The organism is Aureimonas sp. AU12 (assembly GCF_001463705.1).
Lineage (GTDB): Bacteria > Pseudomonadota > Alphaproteobacteria > Rhizobiales > Rhizobiaceae > Aureimonas.
Window position 1 is genome coordinate 203,217 of the sequence record NZ_BBWH01000043.1, and the last position, 16,912, is coordinate 220,128.

Annotated in this window: 16 protein-coding genes and 3 tRNA genes; 13 read left to right on the forward strand and 6 right to left on the reverse strand. The window is 66.4% G+C overall.

The annotated features are described in order from the left end of the window. Window positions 1–55: 55 nt before the first annotated feature. Window positions 56–340, forward strand: a complete 285-nt coding sequence (locus tag AUL33_RS17825; protein ID WP_062211375.1) for an usg protein — start codon at window positions 56–58, stop codon at window positions 338–340. A 15-nt stretch (window positions 341–355) separates the two neighbouring features. On the opposite strand, the gene radC is transcribed toward AUL33_RS17825, so the two are convergent. The 3 genes from radC to phaC all read right to left on the reverse strand — a co-directional run bounded on the left by radC (window position 356) and on the right by phaC (window position 3,940). Further along, window positions 356–1,147, reverse strand: a complete 792-nt coding sequence (radC, locus tag AUL33_RS17830) for a DNA repair protein RadC (RefSeq protein ID WP_244492323.1) — start codon at window positions 1,145–1,147, stop codon at window positions 356–358. A 10-nt stretch (window positions 1,148–1,157) separates the two neighbouring features. Beyond that, window positions 1,158–2,009, reverse strand: coding sequence for a type I methionyl aminopeptidase (map, locus tag AUL33_RS17835; RefSeq protein ID WP_062211383.1), 852 nt, complete (start codon window positions 2,007–2,009; stop codon window positions 1,158–1,160). A 98-nt stretch (window positions 2,010–2,107) separates the two neighbouring features. Beyond that, window positions 2,108–3,940, reverse strand: a complete 1,833-nt coding sequence (gene phaC / locus AUL33_RS17840) for a class I poly(R)-hydroxyalkanoic acid synthase (RefSeq protein ID WP_062211385.1) — start codon at window positions 3,938–3,940, stop codon at window positions 2,108–2,110. A gap of 176 nt (window positions 3,941–4,116) precedes the next feature. Between phaC and AUL33_RS17845 the strand changes: the two genes are divergently transcribed. The 5 genes from AUL33_RS17845 (at window position 4,117) to recJ (ending at window position 10,119) form a co-directional block, all read left to right on the forward strand. Then, window positions 4,117–4,521, forward strand: coding sequence for a hypothetical protein (locus AUL33_RS17845; protein ID WP_156419476.1), 405 nt, complete (start codon window positions 4,117–4,119; stop codon window positions 4,519–4,521). 124 nt (window positions 4,522–4,645) lie between these two features. After that, a complete protein-coding gene (locus tag AUL33_RS17850; protein ID WP_062211391.1) occupies window positions 4,646–5,866 on the forward strand; it encodes an LL-diaminopimelate aminotransferase in 1,221 nt (406 codons plus the stop codon). A gap of 49 nt (window positions 5,867–5,915) precedes the next feature. Then, window positions 5,916–7,220 (forward strand): homoserine dehydrogenase, encoded by a 1,305-nt coding sequence (locus tag AUL33_RS17855; RefSeq protein WP_062211394.1) that lies wholly within the window; start codon window positions 5,916–5,918, stop codon window positions 7,218–7,220. A gap of 96 nt (window positions 7,221–7,316) precedes the next feature. Beyond that, entirely contained in the window at window positions 7,317–8,306 is a 990-nt protein-coding gene (gene glpX / locus AUL33_RS17860) for a class II fructose-bisphosphatase (protein WP_192843214.1), read from the forward strand. 16 nt (window positions 8,307–8,322) lie between these two features. After that, window positions 8,323–10,119, forward strand: coding sequence for a single-stranded-DNA-specific exonuclease RecJ (gene recJ / locus AUL33_RS17865; RefSeq protein ID WP_062211396.1), 1,797 nt, complete (start codon window positions 8,323–8,325; stop codon window positions 10,117–10,119). 126 nt (window positions 10,120–10,245) lie between these two features. Here recJ and AUL33_RS17870 read toward each other — a convergent pair. The 3 genes from AUL33_RS17870 to AUL33_RS17880 all read right to left on the reverse strand — a co-directional run bounded on the left by AUL33_RS17870 (window position 10,246) and on the right by AUL33_RS17880 (window position 12,088). After that, a tRNA-Glu gene (locus AUL33_RS17870) sits at window positions 10,246–10,320 on the reverse strand. Window positions 10,321–10,373: 53 nt separating this feature from the next. After that, window positions 10,374–11,411 (reverse strand): D-Ala-D-Ala carboxypeptidase family metallohydrolase, encoded by a 1,038-nt coding sequence (locus AUL33_RS17875; RefSeq protein ID WP_062211399.1) that lies wholly within the window; start codon window positions 11,409–11,411, stop codon window positions 10,374–10,376. Window positions 11,412–11,647: 236 nt separating this feature from the next. Then, window positions 11,648–12,088 carry a VOC family protein gene (locus tag AUL33_RS17880; protein ID WP_062211402.1) on the reverse strand — a complete coding sequence of 147 codons (441 nt, stop codon included), beginning with the start codon at window positions 12,086–12,088 and terminating at the stop codon, window positions 11,648–11,650. A 339-nt stretch (window positions 12,089–12,427) separates the two neighbouring features. On the opposite strand from AUL33_RS17880, the gene AUL33_RS17885 reads away from it, so the two are divergent. From AUL33_RS17885 to AUL33_RS17915, 7 genes are all read left to right on the forward strand, one after another. Further along, window positions 12,428–13,003, forward strand: coding sequence for a cold-shock protein (locus AUL33_RS17885; protein WP_062211471.1), 576 nt, complete (start codon window positions 12,428–12,430; stop codon window positions 13,001–13,003). Next, a complete protein-coding gene (locus AUL33_RS17890; protein WP_082652703.1) occupies window positions 13,003–13,482 on the forward strand; it encodes a DUF192 domain-containing protein in 480 nt (159 codons plus the stop codon). The genes AUL33_RS17885 and AUL33_RS17890 overlap by 1 nt, the downstream gene beginning before the upstream one ends. A gap of 123 nt (window positions 13,483–13,605) precedes the next feature. Further along, window positions 13,606–13,682: transfer RNA gene (locus AUL33_RS17895), tRNA-Pro, on the forward strand. Between the two features lie 52 nt (window positions 13,683–13,734). Beyond that, the gene (locus AUL33_RS17900; protein ID WP_062211405.1) at window positions 13,735–14,040 is read left to right on the forward strand and encodes an ETC complex I subunit; all 306 of its coding nucleotides are present in this window, start codon (window positions 13,735–13,737) and stop codon (window positions 14,038–14,040) included. A 25-nt stretch (window positions 14,041–14,065) separates the two neighbouring features. Then, window positions 14,066–14,141, forward strand: a tRNA-Arg gene (locus AUL33_RS17905). 106 nt (window positions 14,142–14,247) lie between these two features. After that, window positions 14,248–14,853 (forward strand): pyridoxamine 5'-phosphate oxidase family protein, encoded by a 606-nt coding sequence (locus tag AUL33_RS17910; RefSeq protein ID WP_062211408.1) that lies wholly within the window; start codon window positions 14,248–14,250, stop codon window positions 14,851–14,853. A gap of 173 nt (window positions 14,854–15,026) precedes the next feature. Next, a partial coding sequence (locus tag AUL33_RS17915; RefSeq protein ID WP_062211410.1) for a PEP-utilizing enzyme occupies window positions 15,027–16,912 on the forward strand: 1,886 nt, incomplete at its 3' end.

Consider the following 16,912-nt stretch of genomic DNA (forward strand, 5'->3'; position numbering starts at 1 on the left):
GGTGCAGGCTGAGGGTCAGGCCGAGTGGTTCGGCTCGCTCAGGACAGGAGCCGACATGCCTTCCGCACGCGTTTCCGACCCGCAGTTCCAGAAGATGCTTTCGGGCTACGGCGTGACATTCGCCGAGATCCTCTACCGCATGCCCGACCACCCCAGCTTCCTGCAGACCTTCTCCTGGCAGTTCGACGACATCGCTCCGCAATATCCGCGCCTCAAGCGCTTTCTCGACCATTGGGAGCGGGAAGTGGAGGCGCGGATCCATTCGGTGCGCGTGATGCATCGCGGCCTGATCAAGCCGCAGGAAGTGCGCTTCGTCAAAGAGGTCGGCTACCTCAACTGAGGTCGCCGACGTCGGTCAAATCAGTCGCAGGCCCTTGAAGCTCGTGTGTCCGTTGCGACCGATGATGATGTGGTCGTGGACGGAAATGCCGAGCGGCCGCGCGCTATCGATGATCGTCTGCGTCATCTCGATATCGGCCCGCGACGGGGCGGGGTCGCCCGAGGGATGGTTGTGGACGAGGATCACCGCGGTCGCCGAGAGTTCGAGCGCGCGACGGATGATTTCCCGGGGGTAGACGGGCGTGTGATCGACCGTGCCGGTCTGCTGCACCTCGTCGGCGATGAGCGCATTGCGCTTGTCCAGGAACAGCACGCGAAACTGCTCGCGCGGCTCATGCGCCATGACCGTGTGGCAGTATTCGATGACGGCAGACCACGAGGACAGAACCTCGCGCGAGCGGATCGCCGAGCGGATCGAGCGCTGGTGGACGGCCGCGACGATGTGGAAGTCGAGCGCCGTCGAGGGGCCGACGCCGTCGACCTCGCGCAAGAGATGCAGGGGCGCGTTGATGACGTCCGCCATGGTGCCGAACCGCTTGAGGAGCGCCTTGGCGACCGGCTTCACGTCGCGGCGGGGAATCGTTCGAAACAGCAGAAGCTCGAGCAGTTCGTAGTCCGCGAGCGCGAGCGAACCGGCCTCGGCGAAGCGGTCTCGAAGCCGGTCGCGGTGCCCATCCTCGTGCTTTGGCATCGCCTTGGCCCTTGCATCCCTGGAGGGACGGAGGGCCGGCAGGACCGGCGAGACGGGAAGGGCGTCGCCGAGGAGAGAGAGCGAGGCCTCGTTCAGCCCGGTGGTTTTCTCGCCCATCGACATGACCTCAGGCTCCGAGGGCGGTCCAGGTTTCGGCGGAGAAGCCGGGCATGTCGTAGCCGCCGGGCGAGAGCGTGAAGACCTCGCAGCCGCCTTCCGTGACACCCACCGTATGTTCGTATTGCGCCGAGAGCGAGCGATCGCGCGTCACCGCCGTCCAGCCGTCCGCGAGCACCTTCACATGCGGGCGGCCGATGTTGATCATCGGCTCGATCGTGAAGATCATGCCCGGGCGCATCTCGACGCCTTCGCCGCGACGCCCGTAGTGGAGGATGTTCGGCGCGTCGTGGAACAGCTTGCCCACGCCGTGGCCGCAGAAGTCGCGCACCACCGAGCAGCGCTCTCCTTCGGCACAATCCTGGATCGCGGCGCCGATGTCGCCGACATGACCGCCGGGCTTCACCTCGGATATACCGAGGAGCAGCGACTTGTAGGTGATCTCGCACAGGCGCTCGGCCGCGCGCTTGATCTTGCCGACCGGATACATGCGCGAGGAGTCGCCGTAGTATCCGTCGAGCACGAGCGTCACGTCGATATTGACGATGTCACCCTCGCGCAGCGGCTTGTCGTTGGGGATACCGTGGCACACGACGTGATTGATCGAGGTGCAGACGCTCTTCATGTAGCCGCGATAGTTCAGCGTCGCCGGGAGGGCGCCGGAATCCATCGCGAATTCGAACACGTGGCGGTCGATCGCCTCTGTGGTCACGCCGGGAACGATCATGGTCGCGAGCTGATCGAGGCAGGTCGCCGTCAGCTGGCAGGCCCGGCGCATGCCCTCGAAGGCCGCCTCGTCATAGAGGCGGATCGAGCCCGTGTTGCGCAGCGGATTGGCTTCGGCTTCGAGGTAGATCGTCATCGCGGGAACGGGCGCTTCCTGATCGGTTCGTGCAGGGCAGGTGTCATCGTGATGTCGCACCGAATGCCAGCGTCTTCAACCCCTTGCCGCCGCCGGGATCAGTTGCGCACGTAGCTGCCCGGCGCATCCTCGATCGGCGACAGGGACCCGCCGCCGGGTTCGCGGGCCGGCACCTGCTCGCCCGACTGCGTCTCGATCCAGCTCTGCCAGTGCGGCCACCAAGAGCCCTTCGTTTCCTCGGCCTGCGTCCACCACGTCTCGAAGCTGAGGTCGCCGGACGGTGGCGCGCCCGTCCAGAACTGGTACTTGCCGCGCGAGGGCGGATTGACGACGCCGGCGATATGGCCGGACCCGGACACGACATAGGTGACGTCCGAGCCGAAGGCGCGGCTGCCCTCGTAGACGCTGAGGGCCGGGGCGATGTGATCCTCGCGCGTCGCGAGATTGTAGATGGGGATCGTGACCTCGGAGAGATCGAGCCTGGACCCGCCGATCTCCATCCGCCCGCGCGACAGCCGGTTTTCGAGATAGCAGTTGCGCAGGTAGAACAGGTGGTTGGCCTTCGCCATGCGGGTGGCGTCGGCATTCCAGAACAGGAGGTCGAAGGGCAGCGGCTCCTTGCCCTTCAGGTAGTTGTTGACGAAATAGGGCCAGATCAGGTCGCCCGAGCGCAGAAGGTTGAAGGCCGTCGCCATGCGCGTGCCTTCAAGATAGCCGCGATCCATGGCCTTCTCGATCTCGTCGAGCTGGCCCTCGTCGACGAAGACCTTCAGGTCGCCGGCGTGCTTGAAGTCGATCTGCGTGGTGAGGAAGGTGGCCGAGCGGATGCGCTCGTCGCCGCGCTGCTTCAGATAGGAAAGCGAAGCGGCCAGAAGCGTGCCCCCGACGCAATAGCCGATGGCGTTGACGTCGCGCTCGCCGGTCGCCGCCTCGATCATGTCGAGCCCGAAGACGATGCCCTCGTCGATATAGTCCTGCCAGTTCTTGTCGGCGTGGCGCGCTTCGGGATTGATCCAGGAGATCACGAACACGGTGTGGCCCTGCTCGACCATCCAGCGGATCATCGATTTCTCGGGGTTCAGATCGAGAATGTAGAAGCGATTGATCCAGGGCGGCGAGATGAGGATCGGCCGCTTGAAGACGGTCTCGGTTGCCGGCGCATACTGGATGATCTGGCAGAGATCGTTCTGTGCCACGATCTTGCCGGGCGTCAGCGCGAGGTTCTTGCCGAGGGCGAACTGCGAGGCGTCGGACTGGCGCAGCTTCAGCGTGCCGGCACCCTTCATCATGTCCTCAGCGAACATCTTCATGCCGCGCACGAGGTTCTCGCCGTTCTGCTCCACGGTCTCGCGGTAGAGCTCGGGATTGGTGAGCACGAAGTTGGAAGGCGACAGCGCGTTCGTCAGCTGCTTGACGTAGAAGGCGGCCTTCTGGCGCGTGTGGGGGTCGAGGCCGTCGGCCCGGTCGACCATCTGCTGCGCCCAGTCGGAGGTCAGCACATAGGCTTCGCGCAGGAAGCCGAAGAAGAGGTTCTTCGTCCACTCCTCATGCGTGAAACGCTTGTCGGACGGCATCGAGGGTGCCGGCGAAGCGCCGTCAGCCGCTTGGCCGGACATGCGGCGGATCGAGTTGCTCCAGATGCCGAAGAAGCCCGCCATGAGCGTCGTCTGTGCTTCGAGCGCCCGCGTCGGATCGGTCAGCCAGTACTCGCCGACCTTCGACAGGGTGGAGACGACGTCGCCGTAGCTGACCGGTCCGTCCTGCACTTCGCCGCGCTCGCGCGGCTCCACCCAGGCGGACGCGGCCTTGCCCAGATGCTCGAGCATGTGCGCCATATTGCGCGTGAACGCTTCCGGGTCTCGGACGGCATAGTCGGAAAACGGCGGAGCGCCGCCGGATTCGTCGGCGGAACGGGTCTGGGATTCGGTCATGGCCATCTCCTCCTGTCGCCTAGAAAGCACGAAACGGCGAGACAGTTCAGGTCTCGGCCGCCAATAAGATCCGACTTTCGTCGCGGCACCGCAGCATCGGCCGATCTGCCTGTTTTCGATTTGAAAGGAACCGCGTATCCGATAAGAGAAAGCGGTTTCGGGAAGGTTCGGCAGCGATGGCATTACACACGGTTCGAATGGCGGCGGTGCTCGTTGCGCTCGGCGTGCCGCTGTCCGGCTGCCAGGCGTTCCTGCCGCGCGACGACGCCCCCCGCATTCTGCCGCCTCTGGCCGCCGCCCCGGATTCCGGTCCGTCGGCGCAGCGCCGGGACGCGAACGGCTATCCGATCATCGGTGCCATGCCCAAGGCTGCGACGACACAGGTGAGCGATGCCGACGTCGAGGCGACACGCCAACGATTCGCCAATATCGGCGCCCGCGCCTCCGGTTCGTCCAACGCGGCCTATCTTCAGCGCGTGCAGGAAATGCAGGGCGTGGCGGCGGCGCAGCAGCGCGAGGCCGCCGCGGCACTGGCGCCTGCGCCCGCGGACGAGGCTGCCGCCACCAGCCGGGCGCAATAGAGCGCCGCCGGCCCCGGGAGGGGTCGATGCGCCCGGACCGAGCGACGTTCTTCGAGAGCCACGGGGTGGGCCGGCCGAGAGCCGCGCCGCCGACATGTTCGCCGCGATTCGAAAGCCATCCGCCATGAGCGAAGAGTTCCACAAGGTCCGCCGCCTCCCGCCCTACGTGTTCGAGGAGGTCAACAAGAAGAAGGCCGCAGCCCGTGCGCGCGGCGTCGACATCATCGACCTCGGCATGGGCAATCCCGATCTGCCGACGCCGAAATTCGTCGTCGACAAGCTGTGCGAGGCGATCCGCGATCCGCGCACCCACCGCTATTCCGCCTCGAAGGGCATTGCCGGCCTTCGGCGCGCCCAGGCCGCCTATTACGAGCGGCGCTTCAACGTGAAGCTCAATCCCGACACGCAGATCGTCGCCGCGCTGGGGTCGAAGGAGGGCTTCGCCAACATGGCGCAGGCGATCACCGCCCCGGGTGACGTGGTGCTCTGCCCCAATCCGACCTACCCGATCCACGCCTTCGGCTTCCTGATGGCCGGCGGCACGATCCGCTCGATTCCCGCCAAGCCGGACGAGGACTTCCTGCGGGCGATCGACCGCGCGGTGCGGCACTCGATCCCGAAACCGATCGCCATCATCCTGAACTACCCGTCGAACCCGACGGCCTACGAGGCGGATCTCGACTTCTACAAGGAGGTCGTGAAGTTCGCGCGCGAGAACGAGATCATCATTCTGTCCGACCTCGCCTATGCCGAGATCTTCTTCGACGGCGCGCCGCCGCCCTCGGTGCTGGAGGTGCCCGGCGCGATGGACGTGACGGTCGAGTTCACCTCGATGTCGAAGACCTTCTCGATGCCGGGCTGGCGCGTCGGCTTCGCGGTCGGCAACGAACGGCTGATCGCGGCGCTCGCCCGCGTCAAATCCTACCTCGACTACGGCGCGTTCACGCCGATCCAGGTCGCGGCGACGGCGGCGCTCAACGCCGGCGACGCGGCGGTCGAGGAGGTGCGCTCGATCTATCGTCACCGCCGCGACGTGATGGTCGAGTCGTTCGGACGCGCCGGTTTCGAGGTTCCGCCGCCGTCCTCCACCATGTTCGCCTGGACCCAGATCCCCGAGCGCTTCCGCGCCATGGGCTCGCTGGAGTTCTCGAAGCTCCTCATCGAAAAGGCGGACGTGGCGGTCGCGCCCGGCATCGGCTTCGGCGAATACGGTGACGATTACGTCCGCATCGCGCTGGTGGAGAACGAGCACCGGCTGCGGCAGGCCGCGCGCAACATCAAGCGTTTCCTTGCGTCGGGCCACGATCCCGTCCAAAAGGCGTCGCTTGCCGGCGCAAGCCAGTAGACGGACCTTTGCCGCGAGTCGCCCCGACCGCCAGCCTTCGAGGACTTCCATGGATCGCCCGATGCGGCTCGGCTTGGCCGGGCTCGGAACGGTCGGCGCTTCGCTCGCCCGCCTGATCGCCTCCAAACGCGACGCCTACGCCCTCAAGGCGGGGCGACCCATCGACGTGGTCTCAGTCTCGGCGCGCGACCGCTCGAAGGATCGCGGCATCAACATGTCCGGCCTCGAATGGTTCGACGACCCGGTGTCGCTGGCGGCGCAGGCGGAGATCGATCTCTTCGTCGAACTCGTGGGCGGCTCGGAAGGGGCGGCGCTCGACAGCGTGAAGGCTGCGTTGAACCGCGGCATTCCCGTCGTCACCGCCAACAAGGCGCTGCTCGCCCATCATGGCGTGCAACTCGCGAAGCTGGCGCAGCGCAAGGGCACGACGATCTTCTTCGAGGCGGCGGCGGCCGGCGGCATCCCGATTATCAAGACGATGCGAGAGGCGCTGCGCGGCAATTCGGTCAGTCGCGTCTACGGCATCCTCAACGGCACCTGCAACTACATGCTGACCCGCATGGAGAAGGAGGGCATCGCCTTCGAGGACTGCCTCGCCGACGCGCAGCGACTCGGCTACGCGGAGGCCGATCCGACCTTCGACATCGGCGGCTTCGACGCCGCCCACAAGCTGGCGCTGCTGACCTCGCTCGCGTTCGGCTGCGAGATCGACCTCGAGTCGATCTTCATCGAGGGCATTTCCTCGGTGTCGAACGAGGACATCGAGGCGGCTGCGGAACTCGGCTACCGCATCAAGCTCCTGGCGGTGGCGCAACGCACCGAAACCGGGATCGAGCAGCGCGTGCATCCCACGATGATCCCCGCCCATTCGGCGCTCGCGCAGGTGGACGGCGTGACCAACGCGGTGGCGGTCGACACCGATCTTCTCGGCTCGATCCTTCTGGTCGGCCCGGGCGCCGGCGGAAACGCCACGGCGTCGGCGGTTCTTTCCGACATCATCGACGCCGCGCAGGGCGTTCGCATGCCGACCTTCGCGGTCGATCCGGCCAGCCTCGTACCCTACAAGCGGGCGCGGATGAGGGCGCATGAAGGCGGCTACTACATTCGCCTCAGCGTCCTCGACCGGGTCGGCGCCTTCGCATCGATCGCCCGTCGCATGGCGGAGAACGCGATTTCGCTGGAATCGATCGTGCAGCGCAAGCGCGAGGATGGCGGCGATCGCGAGACCGCGCCGGTGATCCTGATCACCCACGAGACCACGGAAGCGGCGGTCCGCAAGGCGCTCGACGCCGTGTCGCGCGACGGGCATCTCAAGGGCGAACCCCGGATGATCCGGATCGAAACCCTCGATTGATCCGCGACCGTCGCGCGCCGGCCGTACGGGCCCGCCCGCTGTTGTTGCGTTTTCATGCAAGTCGGGCATACCAGTTCGAAACGGGGAGCTGACGGCATGGCGGACACGATGGACGATGGTGCGCAGTCGCTCGACCGGGTGTTGTCGATCGAGATCGCCCGCGTCACCGAGCGAGCCGCCGTGGCGGCCGCGATGCTGCGCGGCCGGGGCGACGAGAAGGCGGCCGACCAGGCGGCGGTCGACGCCATGCGCGTCGAACTTGGTGCGCTGGCCATCAGTGGCACCATCGTCGTTGGCGAGGGCGAGCGAGATCAGGCGCCGATGCTCTTCATCGGCGAGGAGGTGGGCACCGGCGGCCTGCCGGTGGACATCGCGCTGGATCCGCTCGAAGGCACCACCATCTGCGCCAAGAACCTTCCGAACGCGCTGACGGTGATCGCCGTCGCCACGAAGGGCAGCCTTCTCCACGCGCCCGACGTCTACATGGAAAAGATCGCGGTTGGCCCCGGCTATCCCGATGAGGTGGTGAGCCTCGAGCGCACGCCGCGCCAGAACATCGAGGCGCTGGCCGCCGCCAAGGGCGTGCCGGTCGGCCAGATCACCGCCTGCATCCTCGATCGCCCCCGCCATGCCAAGCTCATCGAGCAGATCCGCGCCACCGGCGCGTCGATCCGCCTGATCGGCGATGGTGACGTGGCGGGCGTCATCCACACCACCGACCCCGAGGGCACCGGGATCGACATCTACATGGGTATCGGTGGGGCGCCCGAGGGCGTGCTCGCGGCCGCTGCGCTGCGCTGCATGGGCGGTCAGATGCAGGGGCGGCTCCAGCTCAACACCGTCGACAAGCGCATTCGCGCCGAGAAACTCGGCCTCGGCGATCCCGATCGGATCTATCGCTTGCAGGACATGGCGGCCGGCGACGTCATCTTCGCGGCGACCGGGGTGACCGACGGCAACCTTCTCGACGGCGTTCGCATCTACGCCAACCGGATCGAGACGCACACGCTGGTGATGCGCGCGCAGTCGCGCACCATCCGCGACATCCGCGCGCGGCATTACGACCTCGACAAGTTCGGGCTCTGACGCCCATCAGGCTTTCATGACCGATCCCCATCGGACGTTTCTCGGCGTCGAGCGATCCGCGACCGGGCGGCGCTGGGTCCATGCTCTGAACCTGCGCGCCGAAGCGACCGCCGGGCGCATGGCGCGCGAGAGCAACGTTCCCGACCTCGTGGCGCGCGTGCTGGCGGCGCGCGGCGTCGAGGCCGACGAAGCGCCACGCTTCCTCGATCCGACGATCCGCGACCTCATGCCGGATCCATCGACGCTGACGCAGATGGACGTGGCGGCCGCGCGCCTTGCCGACGCCGTGGAGCGCCGCGAGGGCATCGCGATCTTCGGCGACTACGACGTCGACGGCGCGGCCTCGGCGGCCCTCCTGCACCGGTATCTCCGGCACATGGGCATCGATGCGCCCATCCGCATTCCCGACCGGGTCACCGAGGGCTACGGGCCGAACCCGCATGCAATGCGCGACATGGCGGCGGCCGGCGCGACGCTCATCGTCACCGTCGATTGCGGCACCGGCAGTTTCGATGCCCTCGAAGCCGCACGCGCGATCGGCGTCGATGTCCTTGTTCTCGATCACCACCAGACCGGCCCGGCGCTGCCGCCGGCCGTCGCCATCGTCAATCCGAACCGGCAGGACGATCTTTCGGGGCAGGGGCATCTCTGCGCCGCTGGTGTCGTGTTCATGACGCTCGTCGCCGTCTCGCGCGAGCTGCGCCGACGCGGTCATTCCCCGGCCTCCCTGCCGAACATCCTCGACGATCTCGACATCGTGGCGTTGGCCACCGTCTGCGACGTGGTGCCTCTGATCGGCTTCAACCGCGCGCTGGTGGTGCGCGGTCTCGTTCGCATGCGCTCGCTCGAAAATGCCGGGCTGAAGGCGTTGGCGGAGGTCTCGCGGCTGGCCGGGCCGATCGACACGTTTCATCTCGGCTTCCTGCTGGGGCCGCGCATCAATGCCGGCGGGCGGATCGGCGAAGCCCATCTCGGCAGCCGCCTCCTGACGATCCGCGATGCCGGCGAGGCGCACGAACTGGCCGAGCAACTCCATCTCCTCAATGCCGAACGACAGGCCATGGAGAAGGACATGCTGGCCGAGGCGGAGCACGAGGTGCGCACCGAGATCGGCAACGGGACCGGCCCCGCCATCCTCGTCGCGGGAGGTGCGAACTGGCATCCCGGCATCGTCGGGCTGATCGCGGCGCGCCTGCGCGAACGCTTCGCGCGCCCGGCCTTCGCCATTTCCTTCGACGCCAAAGGTCGCGGCACCGGCTCGGGTCGCTCGATCCCCGGTTTCGACATCGGGGGCTTCGTGCGTCGCGCGGTCGAGGACGGCATTCTGGTAAAGGGCGGCGGCCACGGCATGGCGGCGGGACTGACGATCGAGCGCGAGCGGCTGGCGGATTTCCGCGCCGCCGCTGAGGATCAGGCCCGAGAGACCGTGACCCGGCTGATGGCGAACGACCTCCTGCGCTTCGATGGCGCGGTCAGCGCCGTGGGCCTGACGACCGCGCTGGTCGAGAAGCTCGAACGGGCCGGCCCGTTCGGCGCCGGCCATGCACAGCCGCTTTTCGCTCTGCCGCGTCACCGGCTCGTCTCGGCCCTGGAAGTCGGCACCGGCGGCCACGTGAAGGCGACGCTGCGATCGGCCGACGGGGCGGACGCATCCGCGATCGCGTTCCGGGCCGTGGGTTCGCCGCTCGGAGATGCGTTGATGCGCAATCGCGACCGTCTCGTCCATGCCGCGGGAACGCTGTCGATCGACCGGTATCAGGGGCGGGAGAAGGTGTCGGTTCGGATCACGGACATCGGCGAAGCGCCGGTCTGACGACCCGATGCGGCACATCCGAAGCAACGAAACGCGGCGCGGAAGCAAGCGGGACGAATCACATCGTGCCGATCAGAAAACCTGATCGGGACGATGCGCAACTGAAGTAATTCAGAAGAAAAAGGGTGGTACGCCCAAGGAGAATCGAACTCCTCTCTCCACCGTGAAAGGGTGGCGTCCTAACCGATAGACGATGGGCGCGGACAAACGGGTCTATAAGACGAGTCGCGGACTGGCGCAACCCGCTTTTTGCATCAACCGTCCTGTTTGATGGCGGCCATGCGACGGGTCCGGCACGGCCAGTTCCAGTCGCGGTTCGGGCCGACGTCGATATGGATCGCGGCCGTGTGGCAATAGGTGCCGACGCCCCCGCGACCGGGCAGGGCGCGCACGAACTTGGCGACTTCGAGCCCGTTGGCGCCGGGCACGTGGAGGTCCGCCGCCTTGCATGCCATGTGCATGGACGCCTTGGCGCCGTTCACTCTTCGATTGTGCGCGGGCGAGCGGAAACCGGAGGTGATGACCACCTTCTGCTTGAAGCGATTCTCGATCTGGCTGATGAGGCCCATCAGATTGCTGTCGAAGCAGTTGGTGACGACATCCTCGCGCTGGATCATCAGGCCGCTCGGCGCGAGACGCGCGATGCCGGAGAGCGAGGCGATCTGGTAGCTGCCGCCGATATCGTCCATCAGCTCCGAATCGACGGATGCGCGCTGGCCGATTTCGAAGAGGGATTTGGGATCGACGCCGGGCAGGGAATTGCCGCCGGCCTCATTGTCCGACCCCTTCGTCTGAAGAACCACCACGCGGCGGCTCTTGCCGGCCTCGGCGTTCTTCAGAGGCGTCTTGGCCTCGGCCTGCGTGAAGAGCGAGGCGTAGAGCGAGCTCTCGGAGGCTTTGCCACCCCGGTTGGGGGTTGCGTAGGCGGCGACGGCAGGGGCGGAGGTTCGCGTCATTAAGGCGGAAGGCTGGATGCCACCTGTCGCGCCGGCTTCGGCCTCGACGGCCGCATCCGCGGTTTTAGCTAGTTGCCGACCGGTCTCCGATGTGGCGAGGGCCGCCACCTGGGTCTCGGACGCTTCGATCACGGCGGCTACCGTTTTCTCTTCCGGCGCGTCCGCAGGCTTCGCGGCGTCCACCTTGGCGATTTCGCCCGTGGTCTGATCCTTGGGAAGACCGGTCGCCGCGGATGTTGAGGAGGCCGTGGGCGCGAAACCGAACGAGGCGCTTTCATCGACCGCCGACACGCAGCCACCGATCATCGGCATCATCAGCACGCAGGCGGCAGCCAAGCCGCGACCTGCAAGGCGCGCACGCGCCGCGGAGACTTGATACTCTATCAAATGGTCGTCCACCCTCTCGGCGTCGATCTCTCGACGTGAACGGCCGCAGAGGCCAACTGGCGCCCGCGACCGAAGTCTGACCCGAACCCGAAGGTCCCCATCCTTCGACCCCTAGGGGCGGATGTCCGGGCACATTACAAAACGTTCACTACTGTGGCACAAGTGTGGCGTGAGAGTCGATGCTCTCACCACTTGCCGGTATTGGCCATCGAAACCCACGGCTCTGCGGGCGCTTTGCTTTCGCCGCGCTGCAGCAACTCGATGGAGATATTGTCGGGCGATTTGACGAAGGCCATCCGACCGTCGCGCGGCGGGCGGTTGATCGTGACGCCTGCATCCATCAAGGACTGGCACGTGGCGTAGATATCGTCGACCTCGTAGGCGAGATGGCCGAAATTTCGGCCCGTTCCATAGTCCTCGGGGTCCCAGTTGTAGGTCAGTTCGACGAGGGGAGCGGCATGCTCGCGGCCTGCCTCCACGTCGTCCCGCGCCGCAAGGAAGATCAGCGTGAACCGACCGCCCTCGCTCTCCGTCCGGCGCACTTCCGTCATGCCCATCTTGTTGCAGAAGAAGTCGAGCGAACGATCGATGTCCGCAATTCGAACCATGGTGTGCAGGTAGCGCATGAAACTCTCTCTCCGGTGGATCCTCGGCGAGGTAGCGCGACGGGTGCCCGCGCCAAGTCGGCAGGGAACTCCATCCCGGACCCTTATGGTCGCGAAAGATGTTGCCAAGCTTGCGGGTTTCGCCCTGCCGACGGTGGCTTTCTCGCTGGTTTTCGAAGAAAGTGAGGTTGCGAGGATTCACAAACTCACCTTGTAATCTATTCTGAAACCAACGGTGATCGATCGAGGGACGGTACGACAGGTGCGAACGCTTTGGTCATGGGCTCGGCTCGCCCGCCTTTCCGTAGCGACCCCGTCGACGGTATCCGCGGCCTTCTCGCAGAACAGGCTGGCAGCCCGATGACGGAACGCATTCCCGACACCCTGTCGGGCCTTGACGAGGTCGAGGCGACGATACTCGACCTTGACGTGGTGTCGGGTCACATCAAGTGGTTCGACGTCGCGAAGGGCTTCGGCTTCATCGTACCGGATGATGGTTCGGGCGACATTCTCCTGCATGTCACGTGTCTGCGCCGGGACGGGTTCTCGACCGTGCTGGAGGGCGCCCGCATCGTCTGCGAAGTGCAGCGCGGCGACCGCGGGCTGCAGGCCTTCCGCGTGCTGTCGATGGACCAGTCGACCGCGACACTTCCGGCTCGCAGCACCTCGCCGAAGGCACAGGTCGATGTCGTCGCGACGAGCGACCTGGAGCCGGCGACGGTCAAGTGGTTCAACCGGACGAAGGGATATGGCTTCGTCTCGCGCGGGACCGGAACCGAAGACATCTTCGTCCACATGGAAACGCTGCGCCGCTTCGGCATGACCGAGTTGCGCCCGGGCCAGGAGGTTCTCGTGCGGTTCGGGCCGGGGTCGAAGGGGCTGATGGCCGCCGAGGTCCATCCCGCCGATGGTCCCGCCCGGGCGGGAGCACACTGATGATCGCCTCGATCCGCCGCAACAAGGCCGTCCTCGCCATCATCCTTCTTTTGGCGGTCACCTCCTACTTCGTCTTCACCTCCGGCTCGTCGGGCTCCAATGCCACGCTCGTCACCGCGTCCGGGCGCCACCCGATCGCCGTCGAACTCGCCGATACGCCGGAGGCACGCGAGATCGGGCTGATGAATCGGGACCGGATGGCGAAAGACAGCGGCATGCTGTTCGACTTCGACGAGACGCGCGAGGTCACGATGTGGATGAAGAACACCCTCATCCCGCTGGATATGCTGTTCATGGACCACAATGGTCGCGTCTTGCGCATCGCCGCCAACGCCCAGCCTTTGTCGCTGTCGCTGATTCCCTCCGGTGCGCCTGTTCAATACGTTCTGGAACTGAACGGCGGCGCTGCGGCGACCTACGGCACCAAGGTCGGCGATCGGCTGGAGCATCCGATCATCACCAACCCGAACACGCCCTGAGACCTTAGATCGCGCCGCTACAAGTAGCGGATACGGCCTTCTTCCAGCCATTGCGTGCCGCGCCCTTGACCGACCCCGGCGGGCAGGGCATATCACGGTCCGTTCCCGTCCGCCGGGACCGTTCGGAGCGTAGCGCAGCCTGGTAGCGCATCTGGTTTGGGACCAGAGGGTCGCAGGTTCGAATCCTGCCGCTCCGACCATTCGTCCGGCGCCGCGAGAATCCAGACTTGGCGTCGGAGCGGAGTTCCTGACATGGTGGCTCGTATCTATCGTCCTGCCCGCACGGCGATGCAGTCCGGCAAGGGGAAGACGAAGGAGTGGCTCTTCACCTACGAGCCCGCCGAGCCCAAGAGCATTGACCCCCTGATGGGTTACACCTCGTCGGGTGACATGAACGCCCAGATCCGTCTGACCTTCGATTCGAAGGAACAGGCAATCGAATATGCCGAGCGCAATGCCATTCCCTTCCGCGTGGAAGAAGAGCACGTCTCCGTGCGCCCGCGCGTTTCCTATTCCGATAACTTCAAGTACGAGCGCCTGCAGCCCTGGACGCATTGACGTCGTCTCAGTGCCGCGTCGCATCGGCCCCGTAGCTCAGAGGATAGAGCACCGGCCTTCTAAGCCGATGGTCGCAGGTTCGAATCCTGCCGGGGTCACCAAAGTGCTCGCCGAGTCGGCTTGGCTGCGCTCTAATTCATCGGCTGCGGGACGTTCTTCTTTCGCATTCCCGTCGACCGTCGTTCGGACGCATTGCGGCGAACCCTCATGACGCCTGCGAACCCCGACGCCGAACCGGATTGGGATACCGATCGGCTTGATGTCCTGCTGGCGTCCATCTGGCGATCCTTCGAGGCAGGATGCCGAAATCGCACTTCCGCGTTCCGCAACGTCGTGGTCGCCACGACCGGCACGGATGGTCGCCCCAATGCGCGGATCGTCGTGCTGCGGGCCGTGGATGGCGAGACGGGCCTCATCGAGTTCCACACCGACGCGCGTTCGGCCAAGGTTGGCGAATTGACGAGGTCCGGCGCCGTCGAACTCCTTTTCTGGGATCCGGTATCGTCGGTTCAGATCCGGGTCTCCGGCCTCGCCACGCTTCACGAACCCGGAAGCGAGGAGGCGGCGAGGGCGTTGGCACCGATCCCGGACGCGGGCCGCGTCAAGTATCGCACCGATCCGGCGCCGGGCACCGTGATCGCCGCGCCTGACATGTTGGACCAGGCCGACGCAGGTTCGGTCGTGGAGCGGTTCACGCTCGTGCGGGTTCACGCACAGGCGATCGACTTTCTTCGGCTTGTCGATGGCAGCCAGCGTCGCGCCGTGTTCGATCGCCGCGCTGGGCTGATGGCCGCCGCATGGATCTCTCCCTGATCGACCGGTGAGGCGGAACGGACCCACGTGACGTGGACATACGTGGTCGGGTCGATGCTCACGTGGGAATTTGTGCGTTGCAACAATTGGCGTCGCTGCACATTTGACGTAGAAGGAACGCCCGATCCGCGTATCCGGCATCCTGCTGCAGCGGGCGACACATCAGACGATCCATGGCCAAGAGACTTTTCACGTTCAGACGTGGCGCGGCGGACCGCACGGCCGACGCGACGGAGGCCCTCGGCCTCAAGGGATCGAACCTTGCGCTGCTGGCTTCGCTGGATCTGCCGGTTCCGCCGGGCTTCACGATCTCCACGTCTGCCTGGCGCGAGGCCGGTACTGCCGAGGGGCTTCCGGCGGCATTGCGCAACGAGATCCTGGCGTCGATCGAATGGCTCGAGGGCGTCACCGGGCGGACCTTCAACGGATCCGAGAAGCCGCTGCTGCTGGCCGTGCGCACGAGCGCCCGCTCGGTCATGCCGGGCTTGGCCGACACGGTGCTCGATGTCGGCCTCAACAATCGCACGGTCGAGCGGCTGGCCCAGGAATTGGCGGATCTCGGTTTCGCCTTCCGCTCCTATCGCCGTTTCATCGAGAGCTATTGCAGCCTCGTGCACAGCATCGACCCCGGCGATTTCGACGAGGTGGCCGATGCCGAGCGCGCGCGCGCCGGATGGGATGGCGCCGAGCCGCATTCGCTGGTCGACTGGCGCGCGTTGATCGCAGCCTATCTGGCCTTCGTCGAGGACGAGTTGGGCACGGCCATGCCTCAGACGCCGCTCGAGCAACTCTACAGCGTGGTCGAAGCCTCCTTCGCCAGCTGGCGCACCCCTGTAGCGCGTGCCTTCCGCATGGTTCATGGCGTTGCCGAGAATGCCGGCGTCGCCACGACCGTGCATGCGATGATCTTCAACGAGCGCGGCGAGAATTCCGGCACCGGCCGCGCCCTCTCGCGCGACCTGAAGACCGGCCAGTCCGCCCTGACCGGCGAGTTCGCGCTCGGCGGGCGTGGCAATGGCGAGGCCATCGGCATCCGGCCCGAGCCGATCGATCTGGCCGCCATCGGCGCCGGTGGCACCGGGCGCGACGAGTTTCCCGCCGACCTCGAAGCGCTCGCCGCTCATGCGCGGCGCGTCGAGGCGCATATGGCCGACGTCTGCGAGATCGACTTCATGGTCGGCGACGGCGAGCTGTTCCTGCTCCAGTCGCGCGTCGCCAAGCGCAACGTTGCCGAAGGCATCCGCGTCGCCGTCGAGATGGTGCGCGAGAACCTGATCGCCGAGGAGGACGCGCTCCTGCGCATCGAGCCGTCTTCGCTCGACCAGCTGCTGCATCCGACGATCGAGCGCGGCGAGGAGATCATCCTCATCGGCAAAGGCATGCCGGCCTCGCCGGGTGCGGCGAGCGGCGAGATCGTGTTCACCTCCGAACAGGCGATCGCGGTGGCCGGGGAGGGTCGCAAGACCATTCTCGTGCGCAACGAGACGCTGCCCGAAGACGTTCACGGCATGCACGTGACCGAGGGTATCCTCACCGTGCGCGGCGGGACGACCAGCCACGCGGCCGTTGTGGCGCGCGGCATCGGCAAACCCTGCGTCACCGGCGCCGGGCTCCTGCGCGTCAACGCCGAGGCGGGCACGCTCATCGCCCTCGGGCGCACGCTGCGCTCGGGCGACTGGGTGACGATCGACGGCTCCACCGGCGACGTGATCCTCGGTGCGCCGAAGCTGCGCAGACCTTCGCTCACCGGCGATTTCGCCACGCTGATGGAGTTTGCCGACCGGGCGCGGCGCATGCGCGTTCGCACCAATGCCGAGACGCCGGCGGAAGCTCGCGCGGCCCGCGCCTTCGGCGCCGAGGGCATCGGCCTCTGCCGCACCGAGCACATGTTCTTCGAGGGCGAGCGGATCTCGATGATGCGCGAGATGATCCTGGCGCGCGACGAGGCCGGGCGCCGCGCGGCGCTGGATCGCCTTCTGCCGATCCAGCGCTCCGACTTCATCGAGCTGTTCGAGATCATGGCGGGCCTGCCGGTGACGATCCGGCTGCTCGACCCGCC

Coding starts and splice junctions, on each gene's coding strand:
- AUL33_RS17900 (WP_062211405.1), top strand. CDS start 13,735: ATGGTGGCTCGTATCTATCGTCCTGCCCGCACGGCGATGCAGTCCGGC.
- AUL33_RS17885 (WP_062211471.1), top strand. CDS start 12,428: ATGACGGAACGCATTCCCGACACCCTGTCGGGCCTTGACGAGGTCGAG.
- AUL33_RS17855 (WP_062211394.1), top strand. CDS start 5,916: ATGGATCGCCCGATGCGGCTCGGCTTGGCCGGGCTCGGAACGGTCGGC.
- phaC (WP_062211385.1), bottom strand. CDS start 3,940: ATGACCGAATCCCAGACCCGTTCCGCCGACGAATCCGGCGGCGCTCCG.
- map (WP_062211383.1), bottom strand. CDS start 2,009: ATGACGATCTACCTCGAAGCCGAAGCCAATCCGCTGCGCAACACGGGC.
- glpX (WP_192843214.1), top strand. CDS start 7,317: ATGGCGGACACGATGGACGATGGTGCGCAGTCGCTCGACCGGGTGTTG.
- AUL33_RS17845 (WP_156419476.1), top strand. CDS start 4,117: ATGGCATTACACACGGTTCGAATGGCGGCGGTGCTCGTTGCGCTCGGC.
- AUL33_RS17850 (WP_062211391.1), top strand. CDS start 4,646: ATGAGCGAAGAGTTCCACAAGGTCCGCCGCCTCCCGCCCTACGTGTTC.
- recJ (WP_062211396.1), top strand. CDS start 8,323: ATGACCGATCCCCATCGGACGTTTCTCGGCGTCGAGCGATCCGCGACC.
- AUL33_RS17880 (WP_062211402.1), bottom strand. CDS start 12,088: ATGCGCTACCTGCACACCATGGTTCGAATTGCGGACATCGATCGTTCG.
- AUL33_RS17890 (WP_082652703.1), top strand. CDS start 13,003: ATGATCGCCTCGATCCGCCGCAACAAGGCCGTCCTCGCCATCATCCTT.
- radC (WP_244492323.1), bottom strand. CDS start 1,147: ATGGGCGAGAAAACCACCGGGCTGAACGAGGCCTCGCTCTCTCTCCTC.
- AUL33_RS17910 (WP_062211408.1), top strand. CDS start 14,248: ATGACGCCTGCGAACCCCGACGCCGAACCGGATTGGGATACCGATCGG.
- AUL33_RS17825 (WP_062211375.1), top strand. CDS start 56: ATGCCTTCCGCACGCGTTTCCGACCCGCAGTTCCAGAAGATGCTTTCG.